The sequence below is a fragment of the Caballeronia udeis genome, assembly GCF_044909315.1.
Taxonomy (GTDB): Bacteria; Pseudomonadota; Gammaproteobacteria; order Burkholderiales; family Burkholderiaceae; genus Caballeronia; species Caballeronia udeis_A.
Genome location: NZ_JBIYEB010000055.1, coordinates 1 through 21,514 on the forward strand (window position 1 = coordinate 1; position 21,514 = coordinate 21,514).

Consider the following 21,514-nt stretch of genomic DNA (forward strand, 5'->3'; position numbering starts at 1 on the left):
ACCAATCTGGCACGGCGTTTCCCAGCCAAGCAGCAAGAGGCGATCCTCGCGGTATCGCTGGATCAGGCAGCGCTCGAAGCAATGCCGGTCAATGAATACGTTGATTTGTACGTGATTTAGTCAGCATTCGTCACCCGTTTTTAGATCACACGTTTCGAAGGTATTTCCTCGTTTAAACCAAGGGAAAAAAACATGGCCCACAATCTCCACAAAACGCTCAAGGAATTCGACAGCGGTTCCGGCAAAGGCAAGTACTACTCGTTGCCCGCGCTCGGAAAGGCGCTGAACGTCAAGATCGAACGCCTGCCGGTGTCGATCCGCATCGTGCTGGAATCGGTGCTGCGCAACTACGACGGCAAGAAGATCGGCGAAGAACACATCAAGCAACTGGCGACCTGGAAGCCGGTCGCGGATCGTACCGATGAAATCCCGTTCGTCGTCTCGCGCGTCGTGCTGCAGGATTTCACCGGCGTGCCGCTGCTCGCCGATATTGCAGCCATGCGTGGCGTCGCGAAGCGTGCAGGCAAGGACCCGAAGGCCATCGAGCCGCTCGTGCCGGTCGACCTGGTGGTCGATCACTCGGTGCAGATCGATTACTTCCGTCAGAAAGACGCGCTCGACCTGAACATGAAGCTGGAATTCCAGCGCAATAACGAGCGCTACCAGTTCATGAAGTGGGGCATGCAAGCCTTCGATACGTTCAAGGTCGTGCCCCCGGGCGTCGGTATCGTCCACCAGGTGAACCTGGAATATCTGGCCCGTGGCGTGCACAAGAAGACGGTCGACGGTGACACGGTGTATTACCCGGACACACTCGTCGGCACGGACAGCCACACGACCATGATCAACGGTATTGGCGTGGTGGGCTGGGGCGTGGGCGGGATTGAAGCTGAAGCCGGCATGCTCGGCCAGCCGGTGTATTTCCTGACGCCGGACGTGGTCGGCGTCGAGCTGAAGGGCAAGATTCGCGAAGGCGTGACGGCAACCGACCTGGTGCTGACCGTTACCGAAATGCTGCGCAAGGAGAAGGTCGTCGGCAAGTTCGTCGAGTTCTTCGGCGAAGGCACGAAGTCGCTGTCGCTGCCGGACCGCGCGACCATCGGCAACATGGCGCCGGAATACGGTGCAACCATGGGCTTCTTCCCGGTCGATGAAAAGACCATCGACTACTTCAAGGGCACGGGCCGCACCGAAGCCGAAATCAAGGCGTTCGAAGCCTATTTCAAGGCGCAAAACCTGTTCGGCGTGCCGAAGGCCGGCGAGATCGACTACACGAAGACCCTGACGCTCGACCTCGGCACGGTTGCGCCGTCGCTGGCAGGTCCGAAGCGTCCGCAAGACCGTATCGAAATCGGCAATGTGAAGTCGAACTTCACCGAGCTGTTCTCGAAGGCTGTCAGCGACAACGGCTTCGGCAAGAAGGCTGCCGATCTGGACAAGCAATACACGACCACGAACAAGGTCGATGTGAAGAACGGCGACATCCTGATCGCCGCCATCACGTCATGCACGAACACGTCGAACCCGAGCGTCCTGCTGGCCGCCGGTCTGCTGGCCAAGAAGGCCGTGGAAGCGGGTTTGACCGTTGCACCGCACATCAAGACGTCGTTGGCTCCGGGATCGCGGATCGTCACGGAATACCTGACGAAGACCAACCTGCTGACGTACCTCGACCAGCTCGGCTTCACGCTGGCCGCTTACGGCTGCACGACGTGTATTGGCAATGCGGGCGACCTGACGCCGGAACTGAACGACGCGATCACGAAGAACGACATCGTGGCAGCCGCCGTGCTGTCCGGTAACCGTAACTTCGAAGCGCGCATTCACCCGAACATCCGCGCCAACTTCCTGGCTTCGCCGCCGCTGGTCGTGGCTTACGCGATCGCCGGGAACATGACGGTCGACCTGATGACGGAACCGGTCGGCAAGGGCAAGAACGGCAAGGACATCTTCCTTGGCGACATCTGGCCGACGAGCGAAGAAGTCAACGCGCTGCTGAAGTACGCGCTGGACGCCGATGCATTCCGCAAGAACTACGCCGAACTCACGAAGACCGGCGACTTGTGGAGCAAGATCGAAGGCGAAGCGGGCCAGGTGTATGACTGGCCGAAGTCGACCTATATTGCCGAGCCGCCGTTCTTCGGCAAGGACTTTTCGATGACGCCGGCCGACAGCATTCCGGCCGTCAAGGGCGCGCGTCCGCTGGGCATTTTCGGTGACTCGGTCACGACCGACCACATCAGCCCGGCTGGCTCGATCAAGGAAAGCTCGCCGGCAGGCGTATGGTTGAAGGCGAACGGCGTGCAGAAGGCCGACTTCAACAGCTACGGCTCGCGTCGCGGCAACCATGACGTGATGATGCGCGGCACCTTCGCGAACGTGCGGATCAAGAACCTGATGATCCCGCTGAAGGAAGACGGTTCGCGCGTGGAAGGCGGTCTGACGATATTCCAGCCGAGCGGCGAAGAAATGTCGATCTATGATGCAGCCATGAAGTACATCGACGAAGGCACGCCGACCATTGTGTTTGCCGGCGAAGAGTACGGCACGGGTTCGTCGCGCGATTGGGCGGCCAAGGGCACGCAATTGCTCGGCGTGAAGGTTGTCGTGGCGCGCAGCTTCGAGCGGATCCATCGTTCGAACCTGGTCGGCATGGGCGTCTTGCCGCTGCAGTTCAAGGGCACGGACAGCATCCAGTCGCTGAACATCACGGGCGAAGAAACGTTCGATATCGAAGGCCTTACGTCCGATATCAAACCGCAGCAGGAAGTGACGCTCGTGATCCATCGCAAGGACGGCAGCGAGCAGCGCGTGACGGTGTTGCTGCGTATCGATACGCCGATTGAAGTGGATTACTACAAGCACGGCGGGATACTGCCGTTCGTGCTGCGCTCGCTGCTGGCAGCGTAAGTTTTCCGCTTTTCCGCAGTAGCTTTTTGCAGGTGACCGCGCCCTTTTGAGATCAGGGCGCGGGAACGTTGAACCCGGCTTCGGCCGGGTTTTTTTTCGCTTCTTGCGCCAGCCTGAAGACCCGGACGCAAACTAACAAAAAAAACGACGCGGCCGAAGCCGCGTCGCGTTCCTGTCAAACTGCTACGTACTTTTTTACCGCGCCTCGCTCACAAACTTCGTCACCAAATACGCTTCCATCGCTTCGCTGCCGCCTTCCGAGCCGTAGCCCGAATCCTTCACGCCGCCAAACGGCGTTTCCGGAATTCCGAGCCCGTGGTGGTTGATCGACACCATGCCGCTTTCAATGTCCTCGCCGACCGCCGCCGACGTCGAGCTCGAACGCGTGTACGCGTAAGCCGCCAAACCATACGGCAGACGGTTCGCTTCCACGATAGCTTCGTCGTAAGACTTGAAGGTCGAAATCGGGGCGATCGGGCCGAACGGTTCTTCCGTCATGATGCGGGCCGACATCGGCACATTGGCGAGCACCGTCGGTGCAAAGAAATACCCTTCGCGCCCAATGCGTTCACCACCCGTCAGCACCTTGGCGCCTTGCTCCACTGCATCGGCGACCAGACGTTCCATCGCCTGCAGGCGGCGGCCGTTGGCCAGCGCCCCCATTTGCACGCCTTCTTCCAGGCCGTTGCCGACCTTGAGCTTCTTCGTCGTCGCGACAAAATGCTCCGTGAATTCCTCGTAAGCGGATTCCTCGACGATAAACCGCGTCGGCGAAATGCACACCTGACCGGCATTGCGGAACTTGGCGCCGGCCAGAAGCTTGGCTGCGCGCGGGATGTCGGCGTCGGCGAAAACCAGCGCGGGGGCGTGGCCGCCGAGTTCCATCGTGGCGCGTTTCATGTGCTCGCCGGCCATCGCGGCCAGCAACTTGCCGACTGCCGTCGAGCCCGTGAACGAGATCTTGCGGATCAGCGGATGCGCGATCAGGAACTTCGAGACATCGGCAGGCACGCCGAACACGAGGTTCAGCACGCCAGCGGGCAAACCTGCGTCGATGTAAGCCTGAACCAGCGCCGCGCAGCTTGCCGGCGTTTCTTCCGGTCCTTTCAGGACCACCGAGCACCCTGCCGCCAGCGCCGCCGACACCTTGCGCACGGCCTGATTGATCGGGAAATTCCACGGCGTGAAGGCGGCCACCGGACCAACGGGCTCACGCGTCACGATCTGGCGCACATTGCCGGCACGCGCCGGAATCACACGGCCGTATGTCCGGCGCGCTTCTTCGGCGAACCAGTCGATGGTGTCCGCCGCGCCCAGCACTTCAATGCGCGATTCGACCAGCGGCTTGCCCTGCTCCATGGTCATGATCGCGGCCACTTCTTCGGCGCGGTCACGCAGGTTCTGCGCCGCGCGGCGCATCAGCTTGCTGCGATCGAATGCCGATACCTTGCGCCAGGCCGCAAAACCACGTCCGGCGGCTTCGGCAGCATCGGCGAGATGCTGTTCGCCGGCCAGCGAAAGACGGCCGATTTCCGCTTCCGTCGCCGGATTGACGACGGCGGTGTCGCGGCTGCCCGCGCGCCATGCGCCGTCGATGTACAACTGCGTGTTCGGGTAATGCCGCGATAAAGTGCTTTCGCTCATGCTTGGCTCCTGATGTCCGTGGTTATCGGGGAAACTGCTACCTGGGCTGGATCGACATTCTCGACCTTCGAAACCCGGCGAATTAACCATTTATGGTAACGCGATCACGAGGGTTTTGCTCGCGGTCGTGAATCGGGGGGCTGCCCCGGGCGGTTTTATGTCGGCTATTGTCCCGGGTTTGAACTTAAACTGACCGCTGCCGCGGGCAACCCAGCCGCCAGGCGCGAGTCCGACAACCCGACGGAATTCAGCCAATAAACCCTTCGTGCTCACGAAAAAACTCACATCCACGCCCGAACTCCGGCGCTTCGCCCGCACGCTCATCAGTTGCCTGCTCAGCTACGCCGTCGCCAGACTCGCCACGCTGCCCGAGCTTTACTGGGCAGTCATCACCACGCTGGTTGTCGTCACGCAGCCGAGTCTCAACCAGGCGCTGAACACAGGTCGCGACCAGATCGTCGGTGCGGTGATTGGTGGCTTGATCGGCATGGCCGGCTTGTTCGCCATCGTCCGCGGCGCGCAACCGCTCATCGTGTTCGCCATTGCGCTCCTGCCGCTCGCAGCGCTGGCCGCCTGGCGTCCGACGCTCCGGCTCGCCTGCGTCACGCTCGTCGTCGTTGTGCTGATTCCGGCAAGCGGCCTGGGTTCGCCGTATGAACGGCCGATCGACCGCGTGCTCGAAATACTGATCGGCGCGGGTTCGGCGCTCCTTGTCGCGTTCCTGATGCCAAATCGCGCGATCACGATGGCCCATGACCGCGCGAGTGAAATCGTTCTCGCGTTGGGCGAACTGATCACGCTGACTCTGCGCAAGCCCGGTGACGTGGACGGAGCCGAACTTCTGCATCGGCGTTCCGCGGCCGCTGAACATGCACTCGACGAGGCCATTACCGAAGCGGGCCGCGAGCACATCATCGTGCCAGTGAAGCCCACGCGCGGAAACGTGATCGACAAGGTCGCGCCCATGCTGACCCGGCTGCATCGGGACGCGCTGTTTTTGGGCCAGGCTTTTGCCGGCGATCCGCAACTTGCGGGGCGACTGAGTGCTGCCAACCGCGACGCACTGAACGTGACCGCAGACGCATTCGCGGAGTCTGCAAAAACATTAGCCGCCACACTTGATGCCGATCACAGCGATCAGGACGAGAACGTCCGGCTCGCGCGTGCGTCGTTCGAACGACTGAGAGCGGCATCGAACAACGCATGTGAAACGATGGAGAAAAACACCGTCCTGCCGTTCGTGCTGAACCTGCTGGTCCAGGATTTCGGCGACCTGATCGCGACGGTGGAAGTGCTGGATAAGCGGGGGTAGGAAAGGAACGGGCACTCCACAGGTCCGCCATGGACAGACCGCCCATCAGCTAACGCTTGCGTTCGGAACCGTGCGCCATGTTGCCGCCATCTCCCCGCCATCTTGACGCCACCGCAGTTGCCTATCATCAGTATCGAACCTGGGCATCGAACGCCAAAACCATGTCGGTCCTCTTCAATCCGTGCTTCAACGGGAATTTGACTCATGAACGACAAGCCTCAGCAACCAGACACTACTGATGATGAACCGGCGACGCTCTTCGAGCGCGTGACACGCCGCTCTTTTTTGACACGCGTCGGGGCGGCGGGAGTCGCCGTGAGCACCGGGCAACTTCATTCTCTCGCTCTTGCAGATTCCGACGACGCGGGCCAGAACGGTGCGCCAGGCGACGTCGCGCCGACGGAGAGTGGCAACGTTCATGTGCGGTTGAACGTCAATGGCACGCTCCATGAACTGGATATTGATCCACGCACCACCCTGCTCGATTGCGTGCGCGAACATCTGCGTCTCACCGGCACCAAGAAGGGCTGCGACCACGGCCAATGCGGCGCGTGCACGGTCCATGTGGATGGCAGGCGGGTGAATTCGTGCCTGAGCCTTGCGGCCACTCACGAAGGCGAAGCAATCACGACTATCGAAGGTATTGGACGGCCAGGCAACCTGCATCCCATGCAAGCCGCCTTCGTCGAACATGACGGCTTTCAATGCGGCTACTGTACGTCGGGGCAGATCATGTCCGCCGTCGCACTGCTCAACGAGCCCTACGGCCATAGCGATGAAGACGTCAAGGAAGCAATGAGCGGGAATATCTGCCGCTGCGGCGCCTATTCGAATATCGTGACCGCGATCCAGCAAGTTCGCCGGAAAGCTTGAGCGGAGCGATCTAATGGAACACTTTCAGCTCAAGCGCGCAGCCGACGTCAAACAGGCGCTCGACATGGCAACGGCGCAGACCCGTGCAGCCAGCCCGCAAGGCACGCCATCAACACGCTTTCTGGCCGGAGGCACGACACTGCTCGACTTGATGAAGCTCGACGTGGAGCGCCCGGCGCAGGTCATTGACATCCACCGCCTGCCGCTCGATAAGGTCGAAACACTCGACGGCGGCGTCGTCACGATAGGCGCGACGGTGCGCAATGCCGATCTCGCAAATCATCCCTTGATCAAGACGGACTATTCAGTGCTGTCCCAGGCGTTGCTCTCGGGCGCCTCGGCCCAATTGCGCAACATGGCGACGACCGGCGGCAACCTGCTGCAACGCACACGCTGCGTGTATTTCCGCGATACCAAAACACCCTGCAACAAGCGCGAGCCGGGCAGCGGGTGTTCCGCGATCGGCGGCTTCAACCGTAATCTCGCGATCCTGGGGACGAGCGAGCACTGCATCGCGACCAATCCCTCGGACATGAATGTTGCCCTGACAGCGCTCGAAGCGAGCGTGCACACCGAAGGTCCGGAGGGCAAGCGAAGCATCGCCATTGACGATTTTTTCCTGTTGCCCGGCACTACGCCCGAACGCGAAACATCGCTCAATGCGGGCGAGCTGATCACCCACGTGACGCTCCCTGCGCCCATGCCCGGTACTCGCAGCGTCTATCTGAAACTGCGCGACCGCGCATCGTACGAGTTTGCGTTGGCATCGGCAGCGGTTGTCGTAACCGTATCGTCGGGCAGGATCGACCACGTGAGGATCGCGCTGGGCGGTGTGGGCGTGAGGCCGTGGCGCTCACGCGATGCGGAAGCGGTACTGCTCGGACGCGCACCCGATGCCACCGCGTTTCGTACGGCAGCCGAAGCCGCGCTTCAGACAGCCCGCCCGCAAAGCCAGAACGGCTTCAAGGTCGAACTGGCGAAGCGTTGCATCCAGCACGCACTCACGCTTGCCACCCAGACTGCCTGACTGCCTGACGCCACGACGCGTGGCGCGGAGAACACTATGCAACTAGCTTCAAAGAAAGCTCAGCCATTGATTGGCGGCGACTTCCAAAGAATCGACGGTCCGCTCAAGGTAAGCGGCCTCGCGACGTATACCTCGGATTTCATCCTGCCCGGGATGCTCTACGCCATGCCCGTTTGCGCGACGATCGGCAAGGGACGCGTGACGCGGCTCGACACCGCTGCCGCCGCGAAAATGCCGGGCGTGAAGGCGGTCTACACACGCGAGAACATCGGCAAGTTTTATCGTGTCGGCTTCGCATCAGATGCGAGGATCGACGAAAAGCGCCCACCGTTCGAAGATGACACCGTCTACTACTACGGCCAGTACATTGCGGTGGTAGTCGCCAATACATTCGAGCAGGCAACCGCGGCGTCCGCTGCGGTGAAGGTAAGCTATTCGACAAGCCAGCCCGATGTGCGCACGGAGATGTCGGCGGAAAACACGCCTTCTGTCGATACGCAGCGAGGCGACGTTGACACCGCCTTCGCCAATGCGCCTGACGCGCTCAAGCTTGATCAGACCTACACCACGCCAATTGAAACGCACAACCCGATCGAATTGCACGCGACTGTCGCCGCGTTCGATGGAACCAACTATACGTTCTACGAAACATCCCAGTCGATTGTCAATCAGCGGCAAGTCATGGCGCTGATGCTCGGCGTGCCGGAAGATCAGGTGCGTGTGATCATGAAATACCTTGGCTCCGGGTTTGGCGGCAAGCTGTTTCCATGGTCGCATTCATTGCTCGCCGGCGCTGCGGCGCGCAATCTGCAGCGCCCCGTCAAGCTGGTAGTGACCCGAGAGATGATGTTTCATAACGTGGGCCACCGTACCAGCACACAGCAGCGCATGCGTTTGTCGGCAACGCCCGATGGCCGTTTCACCTCGTTCCAGCAGGACTATATCTATCAGGCTGCTCGACAGGAGACTCGCAAGGAGAACTGCGGAGAGGCGACGGGCTACCTGTACAGCTCGCCTAACCTGCGAGTAACAGCAGCTCTTGCGCGCCGGGACATCGCCCCGAGCACGTCCATGCGCGGCCCAGGTGCGGTTCCCGGCCTGTTCGCGATCGAGTCGGCCGTTGACGAACTCGCCATCAAGCTCAACGTCGATCCGGTCCGCTTGCGGCTGATCAACGAGCCCGCCATGGACGAAAGCCGGAACGTGCCGTTCTCGTCCCGGCACCTCAAGGAGTGCCTGACGCTCGGCGCTGACAAGTTCGGCTGGTCGAACCGCACCGCCTCTGTCGGCTCGATGCGGCGCGATGGCCTGGTGGTCGGTTGGGGTGCCGCGGCGGGGTCGTGGGCCGCGAGGCGATTACCCACGGAAGCGATCGTCGAACTGCATGGGGATGGGACCGCTCGCGTAGCGACGGCGACGCAGGATATCGGCACGGGCACCTACACCATCCTGGCCCAGATGGTCTCCAATCTGACCGGCATCGCGCTCAACAAGATTTCTGTCGTGATCGGCGATACACGTTTGCCGCCGGGCCCGTTGTCCGGCGGCTCGATGGTGACCGCGTCGCTGGTTCCGGCCGTGACGCAGGCCACCCAGGCCGTTATCCAGCAGCTTCTTGCGACTGCCGCGGGGGCAGACAATTCGCCGTTCAAGGGGCAGCCGGTGGAGGCGCTTGGTTTCGAACAAGGCATGGTCTATCACAAAGGGACCTCGCCCGGAGCGGGCGTGCCGTTTGAACGCATTCTGGCGCCTGCGCAAATCAACATCCTGCTGGGCAGAGGTCGTTCCGGTGCGAGTCAGGCAGATGCCGACGCGGACAAAGTGTCGATCCACTCGTATTGCGCGCATTTTATCGAGGTCACGTGGCAGCCGGAAACCGCACGGTTACGTGTGAGCCGGGTTGTGAGCGTGATCGACGGAGGCAAGATCATCAATGCGCGCACGGGCCTGAACCAGATCGAAGGAGCGATCGTGATGGGCGTCGGCATGGCGCTGTTCGAGGAGACGCACTACGACTCGCGTTCAGGCGCACCGCTGAACCGCAACCTCGCCGACTACGTGATGACAACGCATGCCGATTCACCGAAGATGGACGTAACGTTTCTGGACTATCCGGATTTCGCGCTGAATCCACTCGGCGCGCGCGGGATTGGAGAAATCGGCTTGGCTGGCATTGCGCCTGCCATTACGAATGCGGTCTATCACGCAACCGGTGTACGCGTACGCAATCTTCCGGTGCGGATAGAAGACCTTCTGGCGGCGTCAGGACCGGCCTAGCGCCGCACTAAGCCATTACATCGGTGGCGCAACGCCATCCTTCTCAACCACTACGCGCGAAGCCGCAAACTGCGTACCGCTCACCGGCGTCGCGACGATAAACACCTTCTTGCCCGCGACCAGGTCCGTGCGCGCAGCCGGCGCAAACGTCACCACCGGCACGCCGTCCGGCACCGTCACCGTGTTGCTGCCGCCCTTGTACGACAGCTTCAGGTCACGCCCGCTCGTGCCCGTCACCACCTGGTCGACGTTCGCATTCGTCATCGTGCTGTTCGGCGAGAGATCCCATGCATAGTGGCCTTCACCTGTACCACGTGCCGCTTCCGGGAACACCAGCACTTCGGTCGCCGTCATCTTGCCGTCGGTACCCGTGGTCGCTGCCGTGCCGATGAACGAACCCGGCTTGATGTCGGAGAGCTTGATGTTCTTCACTGCGGTGACCGGTGTGTCCTGCTTCATGTCGATCGTCACGGTGTCGCCGCTGCGACGGTGCACGGTCAGCGTATCGCCGGACAACGAGACAATATCGCCACGAATACGCGAGGGCTTGGCCGCCGGAGCCTGGGCAAACGCAACGCCGGCAAATGCGAGCGCAACAACCGATACACCGAGTTTCAAACGCAATGAAGTAGATGACGCAATAGACATGGAGGCTCCAGTTTTAGTATTTGACGCGAGAAAAATCAGGCACCGCCGAACCAGTTGTAACCCTGGTTCTCCCAGTAACCGCCGGGATATTCGTTCGTCACAGTGATCGCGACGATGTGCTTGGGGTTCTTGTAGCCGAGCTTCGTCGGCATGCGCAGCTTCATCGGGAAGCCGTACTTCGGCGGCAGGACCTGGCCGTCGTACGTCAGCGTCAGGAGCGTCTGGGCATGCAGCGCGGTCGGCATGTCGATGCTGGTTGAATAGTTATCAGCGCAGTGAAACGCCACGTATTTGGCCGTGATGTCGGCGCCGGAGCGTTTGAGGAAATCAGAGAAACGCACCCCGCCCCACTTGCCAATCGCGCTCCAGCCTTCAATGCAGATGTGCCGCGTCACCTGGCTTTCCTGCGGCAACGCGCGCAGCTCTTCAAGCGTCCAGACATTCTTGCCCTTCACCAACCCACCGACCGGCAGCTTATACGTGGCTGCATCGACCAGTGGTACATCGTCGATGTCATAGAACGCGTTGAACGGGAACGGCCGCGTGATCATCGACTCGGGATAGGTCGGCGCGAGCTTGTTCGGATCGAAGAGGAAGGCCTGTGCTTCGTCGTTGAAACGCGACATGGTCCGCAACACGGTGTTCACGGATTTATCGTCGGAGATACTGCAGCCCGACAGCATCATGAGGCCGCCAAGCGACAAAATCCGTTTGCCGAAAAGTCGCCGCGCAGGCGCCTTCAGTTCATTGCGCGCATCTTTGAGGATGTTGTCGACATCGAGCTTCGACGCAATCAATTCGCTCTTTCTGTTCAGCATGGTTCAGCGGCCCCGGATCATCAGCAACAACGAGCGTGGAACGAGCGCGACCATCACCACGTGCAACACGAAAAATGCCACCAGGAAACTCATCGCGAAGAAGTGCACCACGCGGGCGTTGTCGTACCCGCCCATGAGGTCGCGCAGCCACGGGAATTGCACCGACTTCCAGACCGCAAGACCCGACAGGATGACCACCACAATGTCCACGATTACCGCCAGATACGCAGCCTTCTGCACAGCGTTGTAATGCGTGAGATCGTCATGCTTGAGCTTGCCGGTCAGCGCGGCACGCAGATCGCCGAAGATGCTTTTGACGCTGAGCGGAAACAGCTTGCGGCGAAACCGTCCGGAGATGATGTTCAGCCCCACGTACACCAGGAAGTTGACGACCAGCACCCACATGGCCGCGAAGTGCCACAGCAACGCGCCGCCCAGCCATCCGCCCAGCGTGATACTTGAAGGAAAAACCAGAGGAGGGAAAATCGGCGAAGCGTTATAGACCTGCCAGCCGCTCGTCACCATCACCACCACCGCCAGCGCGTTGATCCAGTGCGTGATGCGAACCCAGCCGGGTTGGGCTATGACATGAGTCGAAAGTTGAGTCGAAGATGAATTCAAGCTCGCCTCGTGATGGGATGGATCGAACGGGTGCAAAGATGCTGTGACTTGAGGATTCGAGGGACTTGATGGGCACATGACCACGCTGCAAGGTGCCAAGGCACGATCCGCGAAGGCCTCGTCTGGATTACATCTTAGCTACCGCACGCTGATCGGCGGATGACGCGTTAATGACTTTTTTGTCATCTTTTCCGCGCGTCGGGGCAGGTGGATAGAATGGGCCTTATTTCTAACGCAAACCCGCACGCAACCCCTTACGCAAAGCGAAGCGCCCCGGTATGACCATCCTGGTTATAGAAGACGACCGCAAGACCGGCGACTATCTGAAGAAGGGCCTTACTGAGTCCGGGTATCAGGTCGACCTGATCCGCAATGGCGCCGACGGTCTGCATCAGGCGCTGGCGCATCCCTATGAGCTGATCGTGCTCGATGTCATGCTGCCCGGCCTCGACGGATGGCAGATCATGCAGGCGTTGCGCGCCAAACGCGACTTGCCTGTCATTTTCCTGACCGCACGCGATCACGTCCGGGACCGTATTCACGGCCTCGAACTTGGAGCGGACGACTACCTCGTCAAGCCTTTCTCGTTCACCGAACTCGTGCTGCGCATCCGCACGTTGCTGCGGCGCGGCGTAGTGAGGGAGTCGGATGTATTCCAGGTCGCGGATCTTCACGTCGATGTGCTGCGCCGCCGCGTGACACGCCAAGGTACGGACATCGCGCTGACGAACAAGGAATTCGCGTTGCTCCATCTCTTCTGCAAGCGCCAGGGCGAAGCGTTGTCGCGGACCTTGATTGCATCGGAAGTGTGGGACATGAATTTCGACAGCGATACCAACGTAGTCGATGTCGCCGTCAAACGCCTGCGCGCGAAACTCGATCAACCCTTCGATATCAAGCTGATCCACACGGTGCGGAGCATCGGTTATTCGTTCGGTGCATCCGGGGACTCACATTGAGTCCGCTATGGCGCTCGCGTTCACTGGTGGTGCGCATCACCTGCCTGTTCGCGCTGATCGTTTGCGTGGTAGTCAGCATGGTTGGCGCGTCGCTCTATCACGCGACCAGCGCCACGCTGTCCACGCGCGCCGACTACCAGTTGATAGGGCGTGTCGAACACTTTCGCTCGCTGCTGCACGACCTCTACACGATCAAGGAAATCGAAGCACGGCCCAAGCTGTTCGAGACCATGCTCGGCGACAGTCAGGACGTGATTATTTTCCGGCGCCCCGGCCTTCCGCCGTTCATCAGCGTGAACCCGGAAAACATGCCGTTGCCGCCGCTTGTTCCCGTGCCCGTGCAACGCGCCGTCAACCTCAACGCGCTCTATGAAGGCTCGCGCCGGGACGGCGTACGCATGCGCTGGGTCGCAGCTCAAGCGCAGGTAGGCGACAGCGGCCAGGTCATCGAGATCATCGCGGCACACGTCATGACGCAGGAGGCGCGGGTTCTCTCGACGTATCTCGTGCGGGTCTGGATCAACGTGGCGTGTGCGGTGCTGATTACCGCGCTGCTCGCATGGTGGGTATCGAGCCGCGGTCTTGCGCCGCTGCGGAAAATGGCCGACAGGGTCGCCGGGATCACACCCGACACGCTCTCTGCAAGACTCGATATCAAGAACACACCCACCGAACTGCAAAGCCTCGCGATGTCGTTCAACGCCATGCTCGACCGCCTGGCGACCGGTTATGAACGGCTGCTGCAGTTCTCAGCGGATCTCGCGCACGAGGTACGCACGCCTATCGGCGTGCTGATCGGACAGACGCAGGTCACGCTCGCGCATACCCGCAGCGAGAGCGAATACAAGAGCGTGCTGGAGTCGAATCTGGAGGAGCTGGAGCGGCTTGGGCGCATTGCGCAGAACATCCTGTTTCTCGCGCAGGCGGATCACGAGCAGCAGGACATAGAGCGCACGCCGCTGAACATTCGCGAGCAACTGGACACCATTGCGACGTACTTCGAAGGACTCGCCGACGAACGCAACCTCGGTTTCCAGGTACAGGCTGAAGGCGAGATGTTCGCTAACGCGATCATGTCCCAGCGCGCAATCAGCAACGTGGTAGTCAACGCGGTGCGCTATGCCGAAGCCGGCACCACGATCCGGCTGACCGGCAGCGAGGACACGCGGGGTGCGGGAGGTGCAGTTATCGTGATCGGCAATCAGGGCAGGCCGGTCGCGCCCGACGACCTCGCGCGCCTGTTCGACCGGTTTTATCGAGGCGATGCGGCGCGCAGCGAGTTCACGGAATCGAGCGGCCTGGGGCTGTCCATCGTGCAGGCAATCATGCGGCTGCACGGCGGGTCGGCATCAGTAACTTGTCCGGCGGACGGCTGGATCGAGTTCACGCTCCGGTTCGCCGCCGCGCCTACTCCGCCACGCCAACCCTGAGCGCCAGTTCCTGACGCTCGGCCAGCAGGCCGTGAATCTGCGATACGACCGCCGCGCCCTCGCCCACCGCCGCCGCCACTCGTTTCGTGGATGCCGAACGCACGTCGCCAATGGCGAACACGCCCGGCACGCTGGTTTCCAGCGAGGCCGAGCAGTCCGCGTGGCCGCCGTGAGCGGCGGCCCCCGTCAGCACGAAACCCTTGGCGTCGGTGTTGACATTGCAGTCGCGCAACCACGCCGTGTTCGGGTTGGCGCCGGTGAAGAGGAACAGATGCCGCACGTCGAGCGTGAGGGGACCGTCAGGCGTCTTGCAATGCACGGCGGCGAGCGTCCGGCCATCGCCTTCCAGCGACTCGATCTGCGTGCGTGTATGCACCGTCACGTTCGGCAATGCCGCGATCCGGTCGATCAGGTACTTCGACATACTTAGCTCCAGCCCCGGTCCACGGATCAGCAAATGCACCCGCGCTGCGTGCGAGGCGAGATACACCACCGCTTGTCCGGCCGAATTGCCGCCGCCCACCAGCACGACTTCAGAGCCCTTGCAAAGCTTCGCTTCCACCGGCGACGCCCAGTAATACGTACCATGTCCCTCGAATTTTTCGAGCCCGACAATATTCGGCCTGCGGTAAGCCGCACCGGTCGCGACCACGATCGTATGCGAGCTCACGCGCTGGCCGTTCATCAACTCGATCTGGATCGGTGTGCAGTTGCAGTGAAGCGCCTTGATCTCGGTCGGAATGGCAATGTGCGCGCCGAACTTCTGCGCCTGCACGAACGCGCGTCCAGCCAATGCCTGACCGGAAATGCCGGTCGGAAAGCCGAGATAGTTTTCGATCCGCGAACTCGCACCGGCTTGCCCGCCGGGCGCACGGCAATCGAACACCGCCACCGACAAGCCTTCGGACGCCGCATACACGGCCGTTGCCAATCCAGCCGGCCCGGCGCCGACGACCGCGACGTCGTAGATATGCGCCGGATCGAATTCCGGCAGCCAGCCAAGTTGCGACGCGAGCTGGTTTTCATCGGGAGCACGCATCACCGTGCCGTCGGGACAAATAACGAGCGGGAAATCCGCCTTCGACGTCGAGATCCGTTCGAGCAACGCAATGGCTTCGGGGTCGGTACACGCGTCGATCACGGTATGCGGATACCCGTTGCGGCTCAGAAAGCCTTGCAGCGACACCAGCCGCCCGTCGTCCGACTGGCCGACGAGAATCGGCCCGCTGCCCTTTTCGATCAACCCGACGCGCCGCAGGATCAGCGAGCGCATGATCCGTTCGCCGAGTTCCGCTTCCGCCACCAGCAGCGCGCGCAACCGGTCGGGAACGATCAGGATGGCTTCGACGTCTTCTATCGCGTGACCATCGACCAAAGCAGGCTTGCCCGACAACTGGCCGACTTCCGCCAGGTATTGCCCGGGGTCCGCCTCGGTCACCAGATGCACATGGCCCAGTCCGTCGCGCCGCGTCACCCGCACCCGGCCGCTTAACAGCACGAACATGCCCGGGCCGGGCACGCCGACCTCGAACATCAGTTCGCCCGCGCGCCAGTACTGCACATTGCCGAAGCGCCGCATGCGCTCGATTTCCTCGGCGGTGAGATACGGGTACATCTGGTGCTTGCGGCTTTGGAGCGGTGAGAACGGAGCGTCAGCAGCGGCGGCGGCCTGCGCCACACTAGTCGTGTCGTTCGCGATCGAATTGAGGTCTTCCGACACAGCCGGCGAACTATCGCGCCATTCCGGCTGGCCGTGACCATGGTTGGGCGCGTCGTTCGTCCCTTCGTATGCGGTACTCATGCGTGGCGATCTCCATGCAGGTAGACGGCGTCATGCAGCGCGCCTTTGCCGGCGGCCGGCGCTTTCGCGGGCCACGGGCACATGGCGGCCATTTCGCCCAGGTCCTCGCGCGCGCCGCCGAAGTCGGTGAGCGGCTTGAGATCGAGCCCGGCGAGGCGCCAGGCGTCGAGTCCGCCGGTCAGCGGCACGACATCCTTGAACCCGGCATTGCGGAGCGCCTTCGCCATCCACGCCGCCGATACCTCGTTCGGACACGAGCAATAAATGACGATCTTCTGATCCGGCTGATAACTTTCCACGATCTTCTGCAATTCGCGTTCATCGGCGAAAACCGAGCCCGGAATCACGAACGGATCGAGCACGCGTTTCTCGGCGGAACGGATGTCGAAGATAGCGGGCAGCGGTTCGTTCGCCATCAGCGAATACAACTCGTCGACCGTAATGCGCGCCGTTTCCAGCGTCTTCATCAGCATCTTGCGGCGCCAGTAGCGATAGGCCACGTAACACGCCAGCGCGACCGCCACGACCAGGACCGCTTGCTTGCCGAGCCGCGCGATCATGGCGAACACCATGTCGAGCTCCGCCGCGAAGATCACGCCCACCGCGAGTCCCACTGCGGCCCATAACGCGACGCCCACGCCGTCGTGCGCGATGAACGAACGCGTGCGCACGCCCATGGCGCCGGCGAGCGGCACCGAAACCAGCGACAAACCCGGGATGAATTTCGCGACCAGCAGCACGCGCACGCCCCATTGGCCAAAAAAGCGCTCGGTTTTTTTCACGCAGGTATCGCGTGACAGGGACAGCTTGCAGATGGTCTTGAGCGTGCGGTCGCCGTAGCGCCGGCCGCCCTGGAACCAGACGAGATCGCCCAGCACGCCTCCCACCACGGCAATGCCGAGCATCAGCGCGAGATGGGGCCACAAGCCCTGGCCGTTGACGCCCATCATGGCCACCGACGCGCCGACCACGATCAGCGTCGGCATGGCGGGAACGGGCAGGCCGAGCGCCGCGCCCATCACGTTGAAAAAGACGATTGCCGGACCGTACCGGTCAGCCAGATCATGCAACAGCATGGGACTCTCCTGCAGTTTGTGCAGCGCCGGATTCGAGTGTGGGGAGCCTGAATGCCATGGGCGCTTCGCGCGAAGCGCTTACTTTATACGGCTCGTTTGACGGCTTTGCGATGAAGCGCGATGAGTCCGGGAACGCGGCTGGACAGTATTCCGGCGGGACGAACCGCCCACCCCTGGCCACTCCGTGATCCGTCATGCGCGCCGCGATGCGCCGTCGCATTCATGAAATGAGTGTAGCGCGGATTAGCGAGAATGCCGATGGTCGGGGCAGTTCCCGGGACCCCGGTCCCGCACGCGCCCGCATCTTTTGCCGGATCCTTTGTTACCGCTTCGCCGCGGCTTCGTCACTTCAGCCCGAAGTCTACCCGCGTGGGTGCACCCTTGTCCTTAATGCCATCGGCGTTGAGATGCGGCGCGACGATAAAGATCCGCTTGCTGTCGATCTTGCCTTCGAAATATTGCTTCACCACCTCCGCGCGCCGCTGCGCCAGCGTACCGAGCGCGCCCTCGTCCACCGGCGCGTGCTCCTCGAGCGCGGCTTTCATGTCCGCGTCGGGCACGGTCTTCGTCATGCCGATCAGGTTGCGCGGTTTCTTGAAGTCCGCGCTTTTATACGCTTTCGTGAGGAATTTGCTGTATTCATCGGCTGAAATGGGGATGGTCGACGGATTGATGTTCGGATTGTCTTCGCTCGCGTCCTGCATCTTCGCCAGACGCACTTGCCGGTCGACGTAGGCCGCGCGCAGGCCGGGTTCGTCCAGCGCCGGATCCACCCGCGCCGATATCTCCAGCGTGATCGACGGTTTGTCGGCCAGCGCTTTCGCGATCGTGTCGAGTTTCTCCTTCGCCGCGTCGCTCAGCGTGGCCGAACCCGGATCGAACTCCACGTAGCCGAGTTCTTCGGGGTTCTTGCCGCCGAACGCGTTCGCAATCAGCGAGAACGGCGCCGTCACCGCGCGTTCGAGCAAGTGAACGATTGCCGTCCACACCAGCGCGCCGATCGAGAATTGCGGGTCCGACAGCGAGCCGGAAACGGGAATGTTGACGTCGATCTCGCCTTTCGAATTCTTCAGCAGCGACACCGCGAGCCGCACCGGCAGTTTGGTCGCGGTGCTGTTGTCGACGTGATCGCCGAACGTGAGCTGATCGATGAAAAGATGGTTGTTCGCGGTGAGCTTTTCGTCGGCGAGCATGTAGTGCAGGTCGACGTTGAGCTTGCCCTTCGTGATGGGATAACCCGCATATTTGGTCGAATACGGCGAGATATTCGGCAACTCGACATCGTGCGCGCTCGCGGTGAGATCCAGCGACGGTTTCGCGATCAGCGGATTCACCACCCCCTTGATCGATACCGGTCCGTTCGCCGACAGTTTTGCGGCGACATCGACGGGGGCCGGCGTGGTCGAGTGCGTGCCGAATGCGCCGATCGTGCCGGTGATCGAAACCAGGTTCGCGGTGAAATTCGGCTTGATGAAGTTATCGGTGTAGGTCACGCGGCCGTTTTGCAGCACAAGCTGGCCAAAGCGCAGATTCGCCGATGACGACGCGGTTTTCGGCGCGGCGGGAGCCGCTGCCGGCGCCGACGCAGCCGGTGCGGGAGCCGCTGTCGAAGCGGCGGCTTGCGTCGTGGGTCCCGCCCCTTTGTCCTGCGCAACGATATCGCGAAGATTGAGCTTGCCCTGCGCGTCCAGCAGCACGCGGCCGTAGAAGTTCGCGAACGTGATGCGTGCCGCGTCGACATCGGCGCCTCGTTCGTCGTAGCGGGCGTTCAATTTGGTCAGGCCGAGCAGCTTCCAGCCGGCCAGCTGGTCCGAATTCACCCGGTCGATCAGCCGCACATTCGACAGCGAGACGTCGCCCTTGTAACCGGCTTTGAGCGAGCGCCCGGCGCCTGAGAACGATGCGTCGCCGTTCGCGCTCAGCAGCGCGCTCGAGACCGTCGCGTTCAGGTTGCCGCCAAAATACGGCTCGAACGCCGATGCATCGAGTTCGCTGGCGTCAACGTGCAGCGCGAGGCTCAGCGGTTTCGCGGTGAGCTTGCCGGCCACGGCCAGCGCACCTTTGCCGTTCATCGTCAGCTTGCCGTCGATAGCGAGCGGTTTGGTCAGGTCGTCGCTAACCTGCTTGACGCCCAACTGCAACGGCGCGATGTGCACTTTTACCGGGCGCGGCGTGGATTCGTCGGTGAAGTCCGCGCTGCTGTCGTTGAGCGACACCTGCGCGATCTGATACCGCCATGCGGGGCCCGCCTCGTTCGCCTTTTCGACCTTGTGCGTCGCGCTGGCTTCAGGCGCGGTTTCGTGCGGACCGGCGAGCGCGGCGAGATCGATACTCCCGTCCTTCAGGCGTTTTACATCGAGGGAAAGACCGTTCAGCACGACGCTGTCCAGCGCCGCCGTGCGTGCCGCGACATCGATCTTCTGGATCGTCGCTTGCGCCGAAGCCAGCGCGATGGGCGAGGCATTCGCCGTGTTGTTCAACTGCGGTACCAGCTTCAATGACTTCAGCGTGACATCGCCCGCGCCAACCTGGATGGACGGCTCGGGTTTCGACCAGTCCACTTGCAGCGGCAAATTTGCGCCGAGCGAACCGTCCGTGATGCGCGCGGCCACCGCGTTCGCCACGTAGGGTTGCAACGGCGCCAGCGGCAAGTCGCTCAGCACGAGTTTTGCATCGGCGTTCTTGGCCGAAAGCGTAAAACTGCCCGACGCGTCAAGCCCGCCGCCGTGATCGAAGGCCGTTTTCAGCGTGTAGCGCGCCGGAGGTTTGCCGAGCGTGGAGAAGTCATCGAGCGTCACGTTCAGGTTCGACAACCCGAGCGTGGCGGGTTGCGCCATCAAGCGGTCATCGAAGACTATATGGCCCTGGTCGATCGCCAGATGTTTGATCGCGAGGTCGAGCGGTTGCGCAGCGGCGTCGGTGGGTTTGGCATCGCTGGCGGGTACAGGTGCAGGTGCAGGTGCGGGTGTCGATGCGCTCAGTTTCTCGAAGTTGAATGCGCCGGTTTTATCGCGGGAGAGTTTCACGTCCGGCTGCGTCAGCCGCACTTCATCCAGTTGGTACACATTGCGCAATGGTTCAAGGTTCGCCGCGTTCACATGCAACGATTGCGCGGCAAACAACGGTGCGTCCTGCTTGTCCGTCACGGCCAGATCCGCGAGATCTGCCGTCCCTTTGATGCGAACCACGGGCGTCTCGGCGTTGAGCTCAAAGCTCAGGTCGAGGTTCGTCGACAAGCGTCCGCTCTTGACGGCGACTGGCAGTGAAGCGGGTGCATACGACAACAATTGCGGCACGTCCAGGCCGTCGAGTTGCAGCGCAATGTCCGACTCGCGCGACTCGGCGAACGGTTTTGTGCGCCCGTGGATGGACAACGGTGAACCGTCAATGCGCGCCTGCAACGAAGGCGTGACGAACAATTCGGTGGTGGATGCGAGATTAGCGATAAACGGAATCCCGATCGACCAGCGATCGATTACATGGTGCGTTTTCAGCAGGCGGTCGTCAAAATCGATCCGGCCATTTTCCACGCGAATATTCGATACGGAAAATCGCGCCGGTTTGCTGGACGGATTCGCTGAAGGCTTCGAGAACTTTTCGATGAGATCGGAGAAATTAAAACGTTGCGCGTCGAAACGCACAATATGAAAACGGGGTGAATCGATCTTGAGTTCATTGATGATTGGCGCGAACCGGAACAATGAGGACCACGAAGGCCGCACGATCAGGCGTTCTATATCGACGAAATCGCCGCTTTTCGTGCTTGCGCCGAGGTTGGCGGGCGCTTCGCCAATATGTACGCGGTCAGCTTCGAAACTCAGCGTATAGGGATTGAGCGCAATTCGTTCAATGCTGGCGGGACGATCGAGTTGCGCGGAAAGCTGTTGCTCCGCGATATGCCGAATAAGCGGTGGAGCGGCGAAAAAGCCAAGCAGGCCGATTACGATGACAGCAAGCAGGAGCCCGATCACGACACGCCGAGTGCGTGGAGCTTGCGCCACCGAGTTTGCCCCTTTGATCAGGCTACGCCCGGCGGATGTCAGGGAAGTCTTGTTCAGGCTTGCCATGCGTGCCTCGTAGCGCGGTTGCGCACGCCGGCACGAGCCACGCGCAGCCTT

Annotated in this window: 14 protein-coding genes; 7 read left to right on the top strand and 7 right to left on the bottom strand. The window is 61.6% G+C overall.

Features of this window, described 5'->3' with window-relative positions; all coding sequences use genetic code 11:
* Positions 1–192: 192 nt before the first annotated feature.
* Positions 193–2,910, top strand: coding sequence for an aconitate hydratase AcnA (acnA, locus tag ABH944_RS42760; RefSeq protein ID WP_404615209.1), 2,718 nt, complete (start codon positions 193–195; stop codon positions 2,908–2,910).
* Between the two features lie 195 nt (positions 2,911–3,105).
* On the opposite strand, the gene ABH944_RS42765 is transcribed toward acnA, so the two are convergent.
* Complete coding sequence (locus tag ABH944_RS42765) at positions 3,106–4,554, bottom strand: NAD-dependent succinate-semialdehyde dehydrogenase (protein ID WP_404615207.1); 1,449 nt, start codon at positions 4,552–4,554, stop codon at positions 3,106–3,108.
* 265 nt (positions 4,555–4,819) lie between these two features.
* Between ABH944_RS42765 and ABH944_RS42770 the strand changes: the two genes are divergently transcribed.
* The 4 genes from ABH944_RS42770 to ABH944_RS42785 all read left to right on the top strand — a co-directional run bounded on the left by ABH944_RS42770 (position 4,820) and on the right by ABH944_RS42785 (position 10,043).
* Positions 4,820–5,866, top strand: a complete 1,047-nt coding sequence (locus ABH944_RS42770; protein WP_404615205.1) for an FUSC family protein — start codon at positions 4,820–4,822, stop codon at positions 5,864–5,866.
* Positions 5,867–6,070: 204 nt separating this feature from the next.
* Positions 6,071–6,739 (top strand): (2Fe-2S)-binding protein, encoded by a 669-nt coding sequence (locus ABH944_RS42775; RefSeq protein ID WP_404615203.1) that lies wholly within the window; start codon positions 6,071–6,073, stop codon positions 6,737–6,739.
* Between the two features lie 13 nt (positions 6,740–6,752).
* Positions 6,753–7,766, top strand: a complete 1,014-nt coding sequence (locus ABH944_RS42780; protein WP_404615201.1) for an FAD binding domain-containing protein — start codon at positions 6,753–6,755, stop codon at positions 7,764–7,766.
* A 36-nt stretch (positions 7,767–7,802) separates the two neighbouring features.
* Entirely contained in the window at positions 7,803–10,043 is a 2,241-nt protein-coding gene (locus tag ABH944_RS42785) for a xanthine dehydrogenase family protein molybdopterin-binding subunit (protein ID WP_404615199.1), read from the top strand.
* Positions 10,044–10,058: 15 nt separating this feature from the next.
* Here the strand turns inward: ABH944_RS42785 and ABH944_RS42790 are convergent, their stop codons facing one another.
* The 3 genes from ABH944_RS42790 to ABH944_RS42800 are packed head-to-tail and all read right to left on the bottom strand — an operon-like array spanning position 10,059 to position 12,130.
* The gene (locus ABH944_RS42790) at positions 10,059–10,691 is read right to left on the bottom strand and encodes a hypothetical protein (protein WP_404615197.1); all 633 of its coding nucleotides are present in this window, start codon (positions 10,689–10,691) and stop codon (positions 10,059–10,061) included.
* A gap of 35 nt (positions 10,692–10,726) precedes the next feature.
* Positions 10,727–11,509 (bottom strand): molybdopterin-dependent oxidoreductase, encoded by a 783-nt coding sequence (locus ABH944_RS42795; protein ID WP_404615195.1) that lies wholly within the window; start codon positions 11,507–11,509, stop codon positions 10,727–10,729.
* A 3-nt stretch (positions 11,510–11,512) separates the two neighbouring features.
* Positions 11,513–12,130 (bottom strand): cytochrome b/b6 domain-containing protein, encoded by a 618-nt coding sequence (locus tag ABH944_RS42800; protein WP_404615193.1) that lies wholly within the window; start codon positions 12,128–12,130, stop codon positions 11,513–11,515.
* A 278-nt stretch (positions 12,131–12,408) separates the two neighbouring features.
* On the opposite strand from ABH944_RS42800, the gene ABH944_RS42805 reads away from it, so the two are divergent.
* Both ABH944_RS42805 and ABH944_RS42810 read left to right on the top strand, forming a co-directional pair.
* On the top strand, positions 12,409–13,089 hold the full coding sequence (locus ABH944_RS42805) for a heavy metal response regulator transcription factor (protein WP_062092285.1): 681 nt from the start codon (positions 12,409–12,411) through the stop codon (positions 13,087–13,089).
* Complete coding sequence (locus ABH944_RS42810; protein ID WP_404615191.1) at positions 13,086–14,519, top strand: heavy metal sensor histidine kinase; 1,434 nt, start codon at positions 13,086–13,088, stop codon at positions 14,517–14,519. Before ABH944_RS42805 ends, ABH944_RS42810 begins: the two co-directional genes overlap by 4 nt.
* On the opposite strand, the gene ABH944_RS42815 is transcribed toward ABH944_RS42810, so the two are convergent.
* The 3 genes from ABH944_RS42815 to ABH944_RS42825 all read right to left on the bottom strand — a co-directional run bounded on the left by ABH944_RS42815 (position 14,497) and on the right by ABH944_RS42825 (position 21,463).
* Positions 14,497–16,320: an FAD-dependent oxidoreductase gene (locus ABH944_RS42815; protein ID WP_404615189.1), complete on the bottom strand. Its 1,824-nt coding sequence runs from the start codon at positions 16,318–16,320 to the stop codon at positions 14,497–14,499. The two genes, ABH944_RS42810 and ABH944_RS42815, sit on opposite strands and share 23 nt — an antisense overlap.
* The gene (locus ABH944_RS42820; RefSeq protein WP_404615211.1) at positions 16,317–17,393 is read right to left on the bottom strand and encodes a DedA family protein/thiosulfate sulfurtransferase GlpE; all 1,077 of its coding nucleotides are present in this window, start codon (positions 17,391–17,393) and stop codon (positions 16,317–16,319) included. Before ABH944_RS42820 ends, ABH944_RS42815 begins: the two co-directional genes overlap by 4 nt.
* 347 nt (positions 17,394–17,740) lie before the next feature.
* Positions 17,741–21,463: a DUF748 domain-containing protein gene (locus tag ABH944_RS42825; RefSeq protein WP_404615187.1), complete on the bottom strand. Its 3,723-nt coding sequence runs from the start codon at positions 21,461–21,463 to the stop codon at positions 17,741–17,743.
* Positions 21,464–21,514: the final 51 nt, after the last annotated feature.

Excerpts from the sequence above, each read along its gene's own strand:
- ABH944_RS42815 (WP_404615189.1), bottom strand. The coding sequence starts at position 16,320 with ATGAGTACCGCATACGAAGGGACGAACGACGCGCCCAACCATGGTCAC.
- ABH944_RS42790 (WP_404615197.1), bottom strand. The coding sequence starts at position 10,691 with ATGTCTATTGCGTCATCTACTTCATTGCGTTTGAAACTCGGTGTATCG.
- ABH944_RS42780 (WP_404615201.1), top strand. The coding sequence starts at position 6,753 with ATGGAACACTTTCAGCTCAAGCGCGCAGCCGACGTCAAACAGGCGCTC.
- ABH944_RS42785 (WP_404615199.1), top strand. The coding sequence starts at position 7,803 with ATGCAACTAGCTTCAAAGAAAGCTCAGCCATTGATTGGCGGCGACTTC.
- ABH944_RS42825 (WP_404615187.1), bottom strand. The coding sequence starts at position 21,463 with ATGGCAAGCCTGAACAAGACTTCCCTGACATCCGCCGGGCGTAGCCTG.
- ABH944_RS42765 (WP_404615207.1), bottom strand. The coding sequence starts at position 4,554 with ATGAGCGAAAGCACTTTATCGCGGCATTACCCGAACACGCAGTTGTAC.
- ABH944_RS42795 (WP_404615195.1), bottom strand. The coding sequence starts at position 11,509 with ATGCTGAACAGAAAGAGCGAATTGATTGCGTCGAAGCTCGATGTCGAC.
- ABH944_RS42775 (WP_404615203.1), top strand. The coding sequence starts at position 6,071 with ATGAACGACAAGCCTCAGCAACCAGACACTACTGATGATGAACCGGCG.
- ABH944_RS42805 (WP_062092285.1), top strand. The coding sequence starts at position 12,409 with ATGACCATCCTGGTTATAGAAGACGACCGCAAGACCGGCGACTATCTG.
- acnA (WP_404615209.1), top strand. The coding sequence starts at position 193 with ATGGCCCACAATCTCCACAAAACGCTCAAGGAATTCGACAGCGGTTCC.